This is a genomic window from Micromonospora sp. NPDC000668 (assembly GCF_042897975.1).
GTDB lineage: Bacteria > Actinomycetota > Actinomycetes > Mycobacteriales > Micromonosporaceae > Micromonospora.
Map to the genome: position 1 here is coordinate 947,266 of NZ_JBIAYP010000001.1, position 14,662 is coordinate 961,927.

Annotated in this window: 15 protein-coding genes and 2 pseudogenes; 8 read left to right on the forward strand and 9 right to left on the reverse strand. The window is 69.8% G+C overall.

Going from position 1 to position 14,662, the window contains the following annotated elements; translation table 11 throughout:
* Positions 1-5: 5 nt before the first annotated feature.
* Positions 6-1,700: a M16 family metallopeptidase gene (locus ACFY29_RS04280; RefSeq protein WP_386984630.1), complete on the reverse strand. Its 1,695-nt coding sequence runs from the start codon at positions 1,698-1,700 to the stop codon at positions 6-8.
* Positions 1,697-2,638, reverse strand: a complete 942-nt coding sequence (locus ACFY29_RS04285; RefSeq protein WP_386983327.1) for a hypothetical protein — start codon at positions 2,636-2,638, stop codon at positions 1,697-1,699. Before ACFY29_RS04285 ends, ACFY29_RS04280 begins: the two co-directional genes overlap by 4 nt.
* Before the next feature lie 411 nt (positions 2,639-3,049).
* Here ACFY29_RS04285 and ACFY29_RS04290 point away from each other — a divergent pair, with 411 nt between their 5' ends.
* Positions 3,050-3,490, forward strand: coding sequence for a hypothetical protein (locus tag ACFY29_RS04290; protein WP_250790935.1), 441 nt, complete (start codon positions 3,050-3,052; stop codon positions 3,488-3,490).
* Positions 3,491-3,684: 194 nt separating this feature from the next.
* On the opposite strand, the gene ACFY29_RS04295 is transcribed toward ACFY29_RS04290, so the two are convergent.
* The gene (locus ACFY29_RS04295) at positions 3,685-4,347 is read right to left on the reverse strand and encodes a tol-pal system YbgF family protein (RefSeq protein ID WP_386983330.1); all 663 of its coding nucleotides are present in this window, start codon (positions 4,345-4,347) and stop codon (positions 3,685-3,687) included.
* Between the two features lie 333 nt (positions 4,348-4,680).
* On the opposite strand from ACFY29_RS04295, the gene ACFY29_RS04300 reads away from it, so the two are divergent.
* The 5 genes and pseudogenes from ACFY29_RS04300 to ACFY29_RS04320 all read left to right on the forward strand — a co-directional run bounded on the left by ACFY29_RS04300 (position 4,681) and on the right by ACFY29_RS04320 (position 8,712).
* Positions 4,681-5,241, forward strand: a complete 561-nt coding sequence (locus ACFY29_RS04300; RefSeq protein ID WP_386983332.1) for a TetR/AcrR family transcriptional regulator — start codon at positions 4,681-4,683, stop codon at positions 5,239-5,241.
* Between the two features lie 160 nt (positions 5,242-5,401).
* The gene (locus ACFY29_RS04305) at positions 5,402-6,337 is read left to right on the forward strand and encodes a zinc-binding dehydrogenase (RefSeq protein ID WP_386983334.1); all 936 of its coding nucleotides are present in this window, start codon (positions 5,402-5,404) and stop codon (positions 6,335-6,337) included.
* Between the two features lie 363 nt (positions 6,338-6,700).
* Positions 6,701-7,081, forward strand: coding sequence for a YciI family protein (locus ACFY29_RS04310; protein ID WP_386983336.1), 381 nt, complete (start codon positions 6,701-6,703; stop codon positions 7,079-7,081).
* A 5-nt stretch (positions 7,082-7,086) separates the two neighbouring features.
* A complete protein-coding gene (locus ACFY29_RS04315) occupies positions 7,087-7,473 on the forward strand; it encodes a YciI family protein (RefSeq protein ID WP_386983338.1) in 387 nt (128 codons plus the stop codon).
* A pseudogene (locus ACFY29_RS04320) lies at positions 7,470-8,712 on the forward strand (RNA polymerase sigma factor). The gene ACFY29_RS04315 and the pseudogene ACFY29_RS04320 overlap by 4 nt, the downstream one beginning before the upstream one ends.
* 174 nt (positions 8,713-8,886) lie before the next feature.
* On the opposite strand, the gene ACFY29_RS04325 reads toward ACFY29_RS04320, so the two are convergent.
* From ACFY29_RS04325 to ACFY29_RS04345, 5 genes are all read right to left on the reverse strand, one after another.
* On the reverse strand, positions 8,887-9,174 hold the full coding sequence (locus ACFY29_RS04325; protein WP_328418276.1) for a hypothetical protein: 288 nt from the start codon (positions 9,172-9,174) through the stop codon (positions 8,887-8,889).
* A gap of 151 nt (positions 9,175-9,325) precedes the next feature.
* Positions 9,326-9,973 carry a LuxR C-terminal-related transcriptional regulator gene (locus ACFY29_RS04330; protein WP_386983341.1) on the reverse strand — a complete coding sequence of 216 codons (648 nt, stop codon included), beginning with the start codon at positions 9,971-9,973 and terminating at the stop codon, positions 9,326-9,328.
* A 14-nt stretch (positions 9,974-9,987) separates the two neighbouring features.
* Complete coding sequence (locus tag ACFY29_RS04335) at positions 9,988-11,334, reverse strand: sensor domain-containing protein (RefSeq protein WP_386983343.1); 1,347 nt, start codon at positions 11,332-11,334, stop codon at positions 9,988-9,990.
* On the reverse strand, positions 11,331-12,101 hold the full coding sequence (locus tag ACFY29_RS04340; protein WP_386983345.1) for an ABC transporter permease: 771 nt from the start codon (positions 12,099-12,101) through the stop codon (positions 11,331-11,333). Before ACFY29_RS04340 ends, ACFY29_RS04335 begins: the two co-directional genes overlap by 4 nt.
* Positions 12,098-12,823: an ATP-binding cassette domain-containing protein gene (locus ACFY29_RS04345; protein WP_328418284.1), complete on the reverse strand. Its 726-nt coding sequence runs from the start codon at positions 12,821-12,823 to the stop codon at positions 12,098-12,100. Before ACFY29_RS04345 ends, ACFY29_RS04340 begins: the two co-directional genes overlap by 4 nt.
* 253 nt (positions 12,824-13,076) lie before the next feature.
* Here ACFY29_RS04345 and ACFY29_RS04350 point away from each other — a divergent pair, with 253 nt between their 5' ends.
* Positions 13,077-13,868, forward strand: a complete 792-nt coding sequence (locus ACFY29_RS04350; RefSeq protein ID WP_386983348.1) for an NAD-dependent deacetylase — start codon at positions 13,077-13,079, stop codon at positions 13,866-13,868.
* A gap of 187 nt (positions 13,869-14,055) precedes the next feature.
* Here ACFY29_RS04350 and ACFY29_RS04355 read toward each other — a convergent pair whose 3' ends face one another.
* On the reverse strand, positions 14,056-14,259 hold the full coding sequence (locus tag ACFY29_RS04355; protein ID WP_386983350.1) for a hypothetical protein: 204 nt from the start codon (positions 14,257-14,259) through the stop codon (positions 14,056-14,058).
* 164 nt (positions 14,260-14,423) lie between these two features.
* Between ACFY29_RS04355 and ACFY29_RS04360 the strand changes: the two are divergent.
* A pseudogene (locus ACFY29_RS04360) lies at positions 14,424-14,622 on the forward strand (cupin); the annotation flags it as partial.
* Between the last annotated feature and the right edge of the window lie 40 nt (positions 14,623-14,662).

A 14,662-nucleotide genomic window follows, 5' to 3' on the forward strand; every position in this document is an offset into this window, starting at 1 on the left:
GCGGATCATGATTCACTCCAGTGCGTACGGAGCTTGCGAGCGAAGTAGCCAGCGGCGATCCAGACGCCGATCGCTGGGAGCGGGCGCAGCGGCACAGCCCCGACTGCCATGGCGATCGACACGGCCAGGGCCACCCCGCCCATCACCACTGTGAGGACGGCGAAAACGCCGAGGGTCACCTTCTGTTTGAGGTCGAGCTGTCGTGCCCGAACGGGAGGCACCTCGGTCCCCGTCGTCTCTGGCCGGCGTGGCTGAGGAATCTGGCCCGGTTCCCGGGCGGGCATGGCGATACGCCGCTGGGCTGGGACCCGGGCGTCGACGGCGGCGGTGTCCACGCCGAGGTGGATCGTCGGCTCGATGCGCACCGAGACGGCGTCGTCGCCGACCATGAGGCGCCCGCCGTCGGGATAGGCGAGCAGCGCGGCGCAGTTGTCGAACCGTACCGTCGTTGCTCGCCGGTCCGGGGTCACCAGGCTGACGTGCTCCAGACCCACCACGAGCCGGTCTGCGGGGTCGGTGCCGGAGGCATGGTGCTGGTCGCCGGCGGCGGGCGGCGGCGCGGCGGTGGACCCGGTCGGCGCAGCCGTGAAGCCGGCCCACTCCGCCGTGGTACCGAGGGGCGTCATGAGCAACGCCGACTCCAGCGCCTCGACAGCCACCTCCCTGACCGCCGCGGCGTCGACCGCTTTCAGCTCGCGGACGAGGTGGTCGCGGTCAACGACCGGCTGGTCGGTCAGCAGTTGGAACGCGACGCCGGGAAGGCGGGCAGCGTCGGCGTCGTCACCCTCGAGCGCGGCGGTCGCCCGAATCACCACCGACGCGACGTCGTCGTCGATCTGACCCACCCTCAGCGCGGTCAGGACGTCCAGGAAGCCTCCCAGGACGGCGTCCTGCTTGCCGGGCAGCGCGTCAGCGAGGGCGGTGAGCACGGCGAATCCGTCGCCACGTGGGTCGTAGTTGGTGGCAGCCGTGTACGAAAGGCCGGCTTCCTGACGCAGCGCGCGGAAGAGCCGGCGCTCCAGCACCCCGGCGAGCACCATGCTGGCCGGGCGATCGCGAACCACCGCGTCGAGGGCGGTCGCGTGTGAGCTGCCCGAGAAGAACGCCGGCGTGCTGGGCAGTGCCGACGACGGCGAGGGTACGGGATGGCGGACACCGTCCGGGAGGTCGAGTTTCAGCCCGGCGGGAAGCTTCTCACCGGCAAACCACAGGACGGCGTTACCCCTGGTGAAGTACCGCGCGGCCCACTCGCGCAGGTCGCCCGCGGTGACGTTGCGCAGGCCCCACTGGGGAAAGCTGGTCAGGCCGTGGTCACGGGCTCCGTGGCGCCACAGCGGCATCTCGTCGAGAGGACCGACGACACGCCCGCCCTCCTCGGTCGACACGATGGACTTCTCGATTTCGATCCGCGCGTCGTCGAGGTGTTGCAGGGACCGGCAGACGCTGGCAAGGAAGTCGGTGACGGCATCGACCGGGCCCTGGAGGTGGAAGTGGGTGACGACCTTTCCCGTCGAGCCGTTGTAGTGGTAGTCCGCTTGGCCGAGCGGGTGCAGCACCAGGTGTTCGAGCAGGTGGGTGATGCCTCGCTGGGCGAGCGTCTCGTCGGCTTGGCCGACCCGGAACAGCAGCCCGGCCCGGGCCGGGCCGCTCGTGTGGGCGACGACGGCGGGAACGCCGTCCACCTCGGTCCGCTCAATCACCACAACCGCCACTTCCGCATCGCCCGGGAGCGGTGCTCCTGGAACACGGTGACCGGGTCGCCGAAGTACTTCCAGGGCGACTCGCTCACCAGGTTTCCGGTCGCCTCGAACAGCGGCCGAGCGGTCTTGCGATCACCGATCAGACCGAACAGCAGGGCGAAGGAGTGGTAGACGTGCACCCAGCCGTCGGTGCGCTGGAAGGCCGGGTGGAGGACAGTGCGTCCCATCGCGTCCTGGAGTTCGGCCACCACCTCCCGGCCGCTGAGATACGCCTGCCCGCCGGTGGGCAGCCACACCGCGTGCTCAAGGTGCGCCTCGGCGATCAGGACGGCGTTGTGCGCGCCCTCAGGCGCCGACGAGGCGCACTGCCGCGCGAAATCGTGCATCGCCTCGACCGCCCCACCCCATTTCGGGCAGAGCTGCTGTAGCAGCTGGCTCTGCGCCGACAGGTGGTGCGGGTCGTGTGCCGCGACCTGCTCGTACCGCCTTCGGGTCTCCGCCTGCCCCATCTCGAGACCTCGCGCGATCACGAGCCGTACTGTCCATACCGCCGGGTCGCTGCCGTCATGCGCCACGGAGTCCGCCGTCACTCGTTCCGCCCCGGCGAGCATCTCGTGGAACCGCTCGAACTGCTCACGACTGACGTCCCGTGCCATCTTGCGGGTTCGTACCGCCCACGCCTCTTCGGTGAGCCGGTCAGCGAGCATCGCGGCTGCGGCGGTGTCCGCCGGGTCGGCCTCGAGGACGGACTCCAGGAAACCTGGCGCGGCGTCCTGTGACACGGTGCGGATCGCCCGGGTCCTGGCGTCACCCACACGGGTGGCCAGTTGGTCGCGTACGGCGGGCCAGTCACCTGCGCGGACCGCGTCACGCAGCGGCACCAGCTCCGGGTTGGCGACGGCCGGATCCGTCGTGAGGGCAGTCGGCGAGACGATCATGGCGGGATCCTACGAGATCAACTTGCCCGTCGTGGTACCCCCGAACAGCACCTGGGCGGGCCGTGACCATGGGTGGCTTGGAGTGCTACGAGGCAGCCCGCCCAGGCTTGGTCGAGGTGACCGGCGGGTTGACTCTCTCACCGGCTGCCCAGTGCGGTTTGGTGTGGCTCTCATCTGGCATGCCTCCTGCCGGTAACCGTGGCGCGGAGGCCTCCGCCATGGGGAGGTCGAGGCGGTTGCGAAGGGAGGGTCTGCCCAGCTCGAAGTAGCGCTGCCCCCGCCCGACATCGATCCTTGTCTGATTCGAGGAGGCGCAGGAGAGCGATCCTTTGCAACCCTTCTTCGGACTGGCGGCGCTCGCCGCGGCCAGGGCTGTCGTTGGCCGAGGGGTCGACAGGCTAGTTTGCTCGGATGAGTCTCCTCGATGACGTCGCGAGGCGTGACAGTTGGCGATGCTGGGTGTGCGACGAGCCGGTCGACGCCGACATGTCTGTGAATGACCCGCGTGGTCCCAGCGTCGACAGCCGCACCGCCGACAAGAAGGCCAAGGTCGCCGAGCGACTCGCGCACCGTGCCTGCAACACTCGCAAGGGCGCGGTCAAGGTGGTCATCGCCTGGCCTGACCGTCTGCACGTGGTGGAGCCCGCGCCGCTGATCACCGTCGCCGAGCGACTCGAGCGCAAGGGTGGCCGCGAGCTGGTCGCCCGCTGTCCGAGCAAGAAGGACGCCCAGGAGGCGGCGGACTGGCTGGTCGACCGGTTCTCCCGGCTGGTGCCCGGACTGCCGGTGACCGCAAGCGTCGACGCAGGCGGCGGACAGTACCTCGTCGCCCTGGCCACCGGCCGCCGCTGACCGGTGGCCCTGGTCGGCGGACCGCCGCCGACCCAGACCAGCCCGGACCCGAGCCACCACCAGCGCTGCTGCACCACCCACGACACCCCCCGCCGCTCACAGTGCCTTGACGGCAGCGAGCGGTTCGAGCGTTCTCAGCGGCAGAAGTACGCGCCCGCTACAGGCTCGCGGAACGTCTGCCCGTGGCCGCACGCTTAGATCTGCGTTCTCGCCTGCTCGATGTGCCGCACGATGGCGTGAGCATCATGCGCACGTGCGATAACGTGCGCCTCGTCGAGTGTTGCGAGCGCGTCCGCGCGGCGGTCCTGGGCGGCGGCGATGTAGGCCAGCCCGATCATGTTGGAGGCCACGCCCGGCAGGGCCCCGACCTCCCGGCGCAGCCGGGATGACTCCTCCAGCCGCTCGCGCGCCTCGTCCAGCCGGCCAGCCGCGTGCGCCACGATGCCTAAATGCCGTAGCGCCTCGGACCGCGTCGGCTTGTCACCGGTCTGCGCCGCCAGCCGGCAGGAGTTCTCAAGGTAGGGAACCGCTGTCTCGTTGTCACGCCGGATGAACTGGTGGAGACAACCGATCCAGAACAACGCCTCGGCCTCGCCGCGCGTGTCCCCCAGTGCCCGGTACAACGCGAGCGCACGCTCAAACAACGGCAGTTCAGCGGGATCTTCGGCGGGCAACGAGCCGGCGTCGGCGTGCGCGCTCTGAAACCGCGCATGCAGAATCAGCCCACGCGCCAACGCCGCATCGGCCTCGACCGCGTCCAGGCCCTGTTCGGCGTCGATCAACGCGCTGGTATCGCCGCCGAACACTGCCCGCTCATAGACCTCTCTGGCCCGTTCGATCCGATCGTCGGTGCTCATCGTCGCCCCCGCCGGCATCGCCACTACCTGCCAGACCCGGCAGTCCAGTCAGCCTAAGCCTGTACGCATGCAGCTTCGTCAGATCGAAGTTGACCGTCTTCTGACTCGCCGGGTTGCCTCCGTGGGATCCGTCCACGTCCCGTCGGTCTGCAGGGTCAGTTCGAGGTCGTGAAAGATGGCAAGGACTGTGCGGATGCCGTCTTCCCGCGTGGCACGTACCGCACCGACGGTTACGAAGACAGGCACCGTCCGGACGCGGCCGGCCAAGCGCCCTGGGGCCCGCGACGGATTTCCCCTTCGGGCCCGGCCTTGGGCACTGGGTACTCTGCCGGCATGTCAGCGAACCCGCGAAGTGGCCTGCGACGTGATGCGGCGGTCAATCGACAGCGTTTGCTGGAGGCCGCCCGTCATCTGTTCGCCGAGCGCGGGCCTGACGTGGCGCTCGAGGAGGTCGCTGTTGCCGCGGGAGTGAGCCGTACAACGCTGTATCGCAACTTCGAGACACGAGAACAGCTGGTGGCCGCAGTGTACGAAAGCGCGGTCGAGCTGATGGAGCTACGGGCGAAGGAACTCGCCGATCGGCCGACCGGCGTTGTCGAGCTCTTCGACTTCGTGCTCGACCTGCAGCGGGCCAACCGCAGTCTGGTGCGTGTACTCGCCGGAGCGGACATCTCCTGGTTCGAAGGCCTGGCGGAACGGACGGTGCACGCGTTCGAGGCGGTGCTCGTGCGGGGTCGCGCCGGCGGGGTGGTGCACGCGGGCGTCGGGATGGCCGAGATCTTTCTGGCGTTGCAGATGGCGGAGGGCGCGATGGCTCAGAACGAGCGCGCAGGCCGCGAGCGCTGGGACGAACGCATTCGCGAGATGCTCCATCGGGCGCTCTTCGTGGCCTGACGTGATCCACAACGCGATTTTGTTGCGGCCGCACAGCTAAGCGTACAGTTGTGTACGGATACTTGAGTCGCGGTGCGGCGCGCCGGCTCGCAGATCAGCCGTGTCTCGGTGCCGTCGCCTGAGGGTCGCCATCGGGCCCATCACCGGAAGGAGTCAGCGCATGAAGGCTTGGCAGTTCGAGGGGACGGGCAAACCGATCGCTCTGAACGAGGTGCCGGATCCGCAGCCGAGTCCCGGCGAGGTGGTCATTGACGTGAAGGCCGCCGGCCTCTGCCACAGCGACCTCATGTACATGGAGATCGGCGAGGCCACGATGCCGTTCCTGCCCATGACCCAGGGGCACGAGAACGCGGGTGTGATCAGTGCCCTCGGTGAGGGAGTCGAGGGCTGGAAGATCGGCGATGTCGTCGGTGTCTGCTCCTCCGGGGTCCGGCCGCCGCTGGGCATGTTCACGCACGGTGGCTTCGCCGGCAAGCTGGTCGCCGACGCGCCGGACCTCGCCCGCGTCCCCGCCGGGCTGGACCTCTCCCTGGCCGCCCTGGCGACCGATGCCGGCATGACGTCCTACCACGCGATCATCAAGGCCGGCGGGGCGACGGCCGGCATGAAGGTCGGCGTCATCGGCTACGGCGGCCTCGGCCAGATCGGTACCCGGGCCGCTGTCCTGGCGGGTGCCGAAGTGCACGTAGCCGAGATGAAAGAGGAGGTCTGGGGCCTCGCCACGGCCGCGGGCGCCGCGACGGTCGTCCGTGACGCGGCCGAGTGGCCCGCTCAGGACTTCGATCTCGTCGTCGACTACGCCGGGTTCGACACGACACAGAAGGCGCTCGCCGCTGTGAAGCGTGGCGGCAAGGTGGTACAGGTCGGTCTGGGCCAGCCAACCTTCACGATCGCGACCCCCACGATCCTCGGCAAAAGCATCGTCGGGTCGCTCGGGGGCACGGTGCAGGACATCGAGGAGGTCTTCGACCTGCTGCTCAGGAGCGAGATCGAGCCCACCTACACGGAGATCGCGTTCGAGGAGGTCGGCGCCGGCCTCGAACGGCTCCGCAACAACGAGGTCACCGGCCGGCTCGTCGCCCGTTTCGGCGATTGAGCTTCGTGATGCACCTTCTTCACCGTGGCCAGGGCTGCACCGCCTGGCCACGGTGAACGCCAGCCTCCAGGGAGTAGGCATGGCCTGGGTCGCGGTCATCGACCGCAGGTCGAACCGTTCGAGGATATTGAGCGCCTCCCCGACGGTGGTGCCTCCGCTCGACGGGGTCGCCCAGCCGTACACCTCGAACGGAGATCGATCCTTTCCTCAGTCACTACGCCGGGGCTGCCTTGAAGAGGAGTTTCCGGGATGGTGTCGTATCAAGGCGCAGCCGTTCGTGGAACCAGTGTGCGGCGGCCAGCCCGGCCGCCGGACACGAGGAGTCAGGAACGGCCCTCGTCCCGGGATTGAGAGGAGACGACCATGACGGAGTACCTGATCACCTTCAACGATGAGTGGGTGCCCGAGCACACTGCGGAGGAGCTGCGCGAGAAGGGCACGGCCGCCCGGGCCGTGATCGAGGAGATGCAAGCCGACGGTGTCCTGATCTTCACCAACGGCGGGCTCGACCGCTCCACCGCGGTGTGCAGTGTCGAGCCGGTTGACGGCAAGCCCGTCTTCACTGACGGCCCGTACGTCGAGACCAAGGAGCACCTCGGCGGCTTCGCCGTCGTGGACGTGCCCGACGACGCGGCGGCGCGATACTGGGCCGGCAGGCTCGCGACCGTGCTCGACTGGCCGCAGGAGGTGCACCGGTTCCGAGGTCCCGGGCATGCCCGGCGTAACGGCTCTGGGGAGAAGTGAGCGCGGTGCCCCGGTACCTGCTGTCCGTCTACGGACCGGCCGAGCGCACCGAGTGCGGCACCCACCCCTCCCAGGAGGCCATGCTGCAGGCGTTGGCCGACGCCGACGCCTTCACCGAGAGGCTTCAGAGGGACGGTCACTTCGTCTTCGCCGACGGCCTGGAGCCCGCGACGACCGCCACCACCGTCGACGGGCAGGGCGAGAAGCCGGCCTTCGCTGACGGGCCCTACCCGGAAACGAAGGAGTACCTCGGCGGCTTCTGGGTCATCGAGGCGGCCGACCTCGACGTGGCCCTGGCGCTTGCCGCCGAGGGGTCGAAAGCGTGCCGCGGCACGGTCGAGGTGCGTCCCTTCCGAACTGAGGAATCCGTCCGAGTGCTGCTGGAGCCGTGACTGGTCCCACCGTCGAGCAGGCGATCACCCGTGCCCACCACGAGGAGTGGGCGCGGGTGGTCGCCGGCCTCGCGCGCCGTTTCGGCGATCTTGATGTCGCCGAGGAAGCGACGGCCGAGGCGTTCCTAGCGGCTGCAGAGCGGTGGCCGCGCGAGGGCGTACCGCCCAATCCCGGCGGTTGGCTCGCCACCACCGCGACCCGCAAGGCGATCGATCGGCTCCGTCGCGAGTCGCAGCGCGACGCCAAGCACCAGGCGGCCCGGATGTTGTACAACGACACCCCTCCTGAGCCGACTGGCCCGGTCGAGGACGACCGGCTCAGACTGGTCTTCACCTGCTGCCACCCTGCGCTCGCGTTGGAGGCCCGGGTGGCGCTCACCCTGCGCCTGCTCGGCGGCCTCACCGTCCCCGAGATCGCCCGCGCCTTTCTGGTGCAGGAGACCACGATGGCGCGACGGATCACCCGCCAAGGCGAAGATCAAGGCGGCACACATTCCCTACCGGGTGCCCTGGGCCGACGACATCCGCGAGCGGCTCGCCGGCGTGCTCGCGGTCGTCTACCTCGTCTTCAACGAGGGCTATCTCGCCAGCGAGGGGGACGACTCGGTGCGCGTCGACCTCACCGACGAGGCGATCCGCCTCGGCCGCCTGCTCCGAGCTCTCCTCCCGGACGACGGCGAGGTGGCCGGCCTGCTTGCCCTGATGCTCCTCACTGACGCCCGGCGGCCGGCGCGCGTGTCCCCCACCGGCGAGCTGGTGACCCTCGACGAGCAGGACCGCGGCGCATGGGACCGCACCCTCATCGCCGAGGGCAACGCCTTGGTTCGCGAGCGGCTCGAGGCGGTGGCGGTCGGCGGTGACCCAGCCGGGCGCTACCAGTTGCAGGCCGCGATCAACGCGGTCCACACGGATGCTCCGTCCGCCCGAGACACCGACTGGTCCACCATCGTCGCCCTCTACGGCCGCATGATGCTGCTCGACCCCTCACCGATCGTGCGGCTCAACCGGGCGGTCGCGGTCGCCGAGGTCGACGGCCCCGGGGTCGGGCTCGCCGAGATCGACCGCCTCGCCGAGGTCCTTGACGGCTACCACGCCTTCCACGCCGCGCGCGCCGACCTGCTGCGGCGACTCGGGCGCGGCGGCGAGTCGCGGGCGGCGTACGACCGGGCCATCGGTCTCGCCGGCAACCCCGCGGAGCGGGCCTACCTCACCCGCCGCCGCGACCAGCTGGCCGGCTGACCGACACGTGGAGCCAGCCCGTTCCAGCACCGTTCGTGGGAGATCAGTACACCTGACCTTCGTCGACGCCCAGCCATGGGTGAGGCAATGCGCCCGGCAGCTATCCGAACGCATTGACATCGACAGGGTCGCATACCGGCCGTCTTCAGCCGGTGGCGGCGATCACTTTCCTGGTCAGAAGGGAGGTGCGTCCTCGCCCATCAACGCCAGCACGACGCCTCCCTTCCCGCTCTTGAGGCTCTGGACCACGACCTTGCCGGTGCTGCCGTCGGGCAGCTCCAACGTGAAGGTCTTCCCGACCGCGTTCTTGGGGCCGTTGCCGGCGCTGTTGGCAGGTCGGAAGTCGCCTGCCCACGGCGGGGTCTTACCCTTGCGGGCGGGCTCGGCGAAGAGGGCGGCGGTGCCGGGGGTCCTGGTGCCGTCCGAGGAGAGAAGCACTGAGGCGCTGCGATAGGTAGCCATATACGCCAAGGCTATCCCGGACTGCGCTCGTTCGCGCCACGACATCGGCCCCGTAACGCGAACGGCCACGGGGAGCGACCCTGATCTGCTCTCACCCCTGGGTTGACCGTGCGTTGGCCGAGGCCCGAGCTAGACCCGGCAGCACGTGACATCAGCCGCCGCTGACGTGGCGGAGGACGGCCAGGACGCGGCGGTTGTCGCTATCCGAGGACGGCAAACCGAGTTTCGCGAAGATGTTCGCCACGTGCTTCTCCACGACTCCGGAGGTGATGACAAGAGCCGCCGCGATCCCGGCGTTGGATCGTCCCTCGGCCATCAGCGAAAGCACCTCACGCTCCCGGGGGGTCAGCGACGCCACCCCGGCCGTGTCCTGCCCGGCCCGCATCAGGTGGCCGACCACCTCTGGATCCAGCGCGGTGCCACCGGATGCCACCCGGGTCAGCGCGTCCACGAAATCGGCGACGTCGGCGACGCGGTCCTTGAGCAGGTATCCGACGCCGGCCGGCCGGTCGGCGAGCAGGCGGGTCGCGTAGCGGGTCTCCACGTACTGGGAGAACACCAACACACCGACGTCGGGATGGTCGCGTCGGATGTCGATCGCGGCGCGCAGTCCCTCGTCGGTGTGCGTCGGTGGCATCCGGATGTCGATGATGGCTACGTTCGGTGCGTTGGCGGCAATCGCGGACCGCAACGCATCCGCGTCGGCCACCGCCGCGCACACCTCGAAACCGCGGTCGGTGAGCAGCCGGATCAGCCCTTCGCGCATCATCGCGGCATCCTCCGCGATCACCACCCGCATGTCGTCGCCTCCGTTCACACCCGTGTGGGCAGCTCGATCTCGACCCGGGTCGGACCACCCGTCGGACTGTGTACGCGCATCCGGCCGTCCACGACGGCGATGCGGCGGGCCAGGCCGGACAGGCCGGGACCGTCCGGGTTCGCCCCGCCGATGCCGTCGTCCTTGACGGTCAACATCAGGCGCTCGCCGGATCGGACGACGCCGAGCCTGACACGGGTCGCCCGGCTGTGTTTGGCCGCGTTCGCGAGCAGCTCGGAGGCGCAGAAGTAAGCGATGGTCTCGATCGCGGGCGCCGGGCGGTCGGGCAGCTCGACGTTCACCGCGACCGGGATGGCGCTGCTCGTCGCGAGCGTCGCCAGCGCGTCGCCGAGACCGTTGTCGAGGACCGGCGGGTGGATCCCGCGCACCAGGTCGCGCAGGTCGGCGAGGGCATCCTTCGCTCCGCGGTGGGCGAGCGCGACCAGTTCGCGGGCCTGTGGGAGGTCGGGTGGCGGGCCGTCGACACCGAGCTTCTCGGTCGCCATGCCGAGGTTCATCGCCAGCGTCGCCAGCCGGATCTGCGCGCCGTCGTGCAGGTCCCGTTCCAGCCTGCGCATCATCGCGGCCGCGTCGTCGATCGCGCGGGCCCGGGTGACCTGCAGTTCGCGTACCCGCTCGGCGAGCCGACGCGGGCCGAGCAGCCGTCGCATCGCGGCAAGGTCCAGTGTTGTACCGGCCCGCATCAACCACGGTGCGACCAGCAGCATGGCGAGGCCGGCCGCGGCGATGAGGAACGTTCCGGCGAACGTCCGCGTACCGATAGTGCCGAACGGTGTCAGCGCCCACACCGGTCCGAGGCGCGTGCCGGCCGGGTGGTTGCGAAACAGCGGCCACCACACCGGATAGCTGAGGTTGACCAGGCCGAATACGTAGCAGAACGCACCGTAGCCCTCGGGGATGGCCAGTGGCACCTTGAGCAGGCCGTACCCGACGGCGCGCCAGCCCGGTCCGTCGGAGACCACGGCGCTGATCCGCTTCGAGAGCCGGGGCGGCGGGGCGTCCACGTGCACGTCGAGCAGCCGGTCGGCGAGTGAGCGATGCAGGGCTCCCATCGCGCGCCCGGTCGGGGCGGCCAGCACGACCAGGAGCGCGATGGTGAGCGGAAACAGGACCAGGAACAACGGTGCGACGGTAGGTGCGGGCTGGTTGGACATGGCTCCGGTCGCCCAGAGGATGAGGACGCCCAGGGCCGGCACGATCGCCGGTACGCTCAGGATCGCGGCCGCACTGACCACGCCGACGACGCAGAACACCGCCCGGCGCAGGGCGAGTGTGGTGAACGGAGCGCGCAGCGCGATCATCAGCTCATTGTCGCTGGTCACGCGTCGCGATGGCGGAGCAGCATGCCGCCGCACAGAATCGCTACCGCCGCGTACCCGCACATCAGCAGCGCGCTGATCCAGCTGGAGAACAGCCCGGGTAGCGGCGAGGTCACCGCGATCGAGTTGAGCAGCATCAACAGCGGGACGAAGCGGCCGACCTGGATTCCGCTCTCGCCGAACAGGCCGGCCGCGATCATCGGGACGAACATCAGTCCGAACAGCGTGCCGATCGCGGCGCCCGAGTGCCGCACGATCGTCCCGATGCCGACCCCGATCAGCGCGGTGACGCCCAGATAGACGCCGGTCAGCACGACCGCGCGCAGGATCGCCGGGTCTCCGAGGGATGCCGCCGGGATGGCGGTGCCGCGGATCGCGAGCTGCCCGCCCAGATATCCGGCGAAGCTCGCGACCAGGCCGACGGTGAGAGCCGCGCCGCCGCACACGGCGACCTTCGCGGACAGGACGATCCGACGCCGCGGGACGGCGGCGAACGTCGAGCGGATCATCCCGGTGCCGTAATCGCCGGTCACCACCAGGACGCCGAGCGCTCCGAGCAGCAACTGGGCCACAATGGCGCCGCCGAGGCTGTTGTTCAGGATCTGGGCGGCGGTGGCGACCGGGGTGTGCGATCGGTACCCGAGTCCCACCCCGGCCCCGGCCGCGGCCATCGAGACCACTGCAGCGGTCGCCAGCCACCACGTCGACCGGACGCTGCTCAGCTTGATCCGCTCCATCCGGGCCACGTGCCGGAATCCGTACCCGTTCATGACGCTCCCACTCCGCGATAGTCGGTGGCCTCTGAGGTGAGCCGGAAGAACGCGTCCTCCAGGCTGTCGTCGCCGGCGGCGAGTTCGGCGACGGTCGTCTCGGCCAGCAGCCGGCCGCGGCCGATGACCACCAGCCGGTCGGCGGTCAGCGCCATCTCGGCGATCAGGTGGCTGGACACGAACACCGTCCGGCCTTCGGCGGCGAGTCCGCGCAGCAGGTCCCGGATCCAGCGGATGCCCTCCGGATCCAGTCCGTTGACCGGCTCGTCGAGCAGGAGGACGCTCGGGTCGCCGAGCAGGGCCACAGCGACGCCGAGCCGCTGGCGCATGCCGAGCGAGTACGTACCGGCGCGCCGCGTTGCCGCGTCGGACAGGCCGACGATGCGCAGCACCTGCTTGACCCGGGAACCGGGGATGTCGTTGCTCGCCGCCAGCGCGGTCAGGTGCGCACGGGCGCTGCGGCCGGGATGGAACGCCCCGGCATCGAGGAGCGCGCCGACCGTCTTCAACGGCCAGTTCAGGTCCGGGTACCGGACGCCGCCGATCAGTGCCTCGCCATGGTCCGGGGCATCCAGGCCGAGGATCATCCGCATCGTCGTCGACTTGCCGGATCCGTTCGGGCCGAGGAAGCCGGTCACCACCCCCGGCTGTACCCGGACGCTCAAGCCGTCGACGGCGACCCGGCCGCCGTAGCGTTTCGTCAGCTCACGTAGTTCGATCATACGAACGACGCTAGGCAACGCCGTCGGCGGTCGGAAGCCGGAAACCATCCGCCTCCGCCTGGAGGTTTTCCCCCATCCCGGTCCCGACCCAGTTGGTGTCCCGTGACCGTGATCGGTTTACTTTCGAGTTGTTCGCGACGTAGACCGATGAGGTTCACGGGACACCACGTCGACGAGCCGGGAGGCTTCGCCATGGCGCGGTCGTCTGACCTAAAGCAGTTGCGCGCCGCCACGTGGTGGCAGGATCTCCCGTATGGACGGTGTGCTGCCGCATCGAGCGGCCCAACTCCTCCGCGACGCCCGCCGTGTCGTCGTCCTCACCGGCGCCGGGATCTCCGCCGAGAGCGGTGTGCCCACCTTCCGTGACGATCTCACCGGCTTGTGGGCGCGTTTCGACGCCCAGCAGCTCGCCACTGCCGAGGCGTTCCACGCCGATCCAGACCTGGTCTGGGGCTGGTACGAATGGCGGCGCAGCAGGGTACGCCGAGCCGAGCCCAATCCTGGGCACCTGGCCATCACCACCATCGGGGCCCGGGTACCCGGCACCACCATCATCACGCAAAACGTCGACGACCTGCACGAGAGGGCCGGAACCCAGGCTGCGATCCACCTGCACGGCAGCCTCTTCATGCCCCGATGCGTGGCGACGGCCGCTCACCCGGCAACCTTTGAGGACCCACAGGACAGCGACGTCGCGCAGCCGCACGAAGGCCGCCGGATTCCGCCGCCGCGGTGCGCGTCCTGCGGAGCACTCGTCCGCCCGGGCGTGGTGTGGTTCGGTGAGGCGCTGCCCGAGGCGGCGTTGACGGCGGCGGTCGAAGCAGCAGCCGCGTGCGACGTGCTCCTGACGGTCGGCACATCCGGCGTCGTGTACCCGGCCGCCGAGATCCCCCGGATCGCGGCACGCTCCGGCGCGACCGTGATCCAGGTCAACCCGGAGCCAACCCCACTCGACCGGATCTCCGCCATCAACCTGCGCGATGCCGCAGCACGGGTCCTCCCGACCCTCGTCGCGGCCGCATGGAAGGAAACCGACAAGACATAACGGCGGCGGCGGGGTCTCGTGCCACCACCGCAGTCACAAGCAACCGGCACCCACCGCGGTGTCAGCTCACGGCCGCCGTCCCCCTCGTACGCTCCCCTGCCATGCAGGCCGGCAACCCGCGGTGCGGCCAACGCGGCGAGCGCGACCGGGGCCGGCCACGAAAAGCCGAGGGTACGACGTCCGAGGCTCATCGCTCGGCCCGCACCGGTGCGGTTTCCCGGGCGAAGCGCAGCAGCGCGGTGAACGCCAGCGCGGACGTCACCGCTCCGCCGGCGAAGCGTACCCAGTGCCCGGCGACGAACTCCTCGGCGACCTGACGCAGGTACTCCGGGGAGTGCGTGCCGACCGGATCGACGAACATGATCTCGTTGCGCGGCCAGAAGAACACCACGGAGAACAGGAACTCGCAGGCGATGAAGACCGCAGCGGTGCCGGCGACGTGCCAGCGCAGCCGGCGGGGACGGCGACATCGCGTTCCTGCACCCGGTGCCGCACCTGTCCGTACCTGCCCTCGACGATCACCGCAGGTACCTGTCCGAGACCCGGCCGGAGCTGCTGCACCGGCACGACCACCCGGACCTGGTGGTGGCGATCCAGGACGCGAAGAACGTGGTGCAGACCCTGGACGGACGGCACCCGCACCGACGCTGACGAGCCGACCGGCGGCCTCGTCTCCCGTGACCCGGGCAACGTCCACATGCTCACCAATGTGGGCGGCACCACGTACCTCGCGCGCCTGGTCGAATTGAAGTAGCCGCTGGCACGGCGGTCCGACGTGGAATCCGTCATTTCGG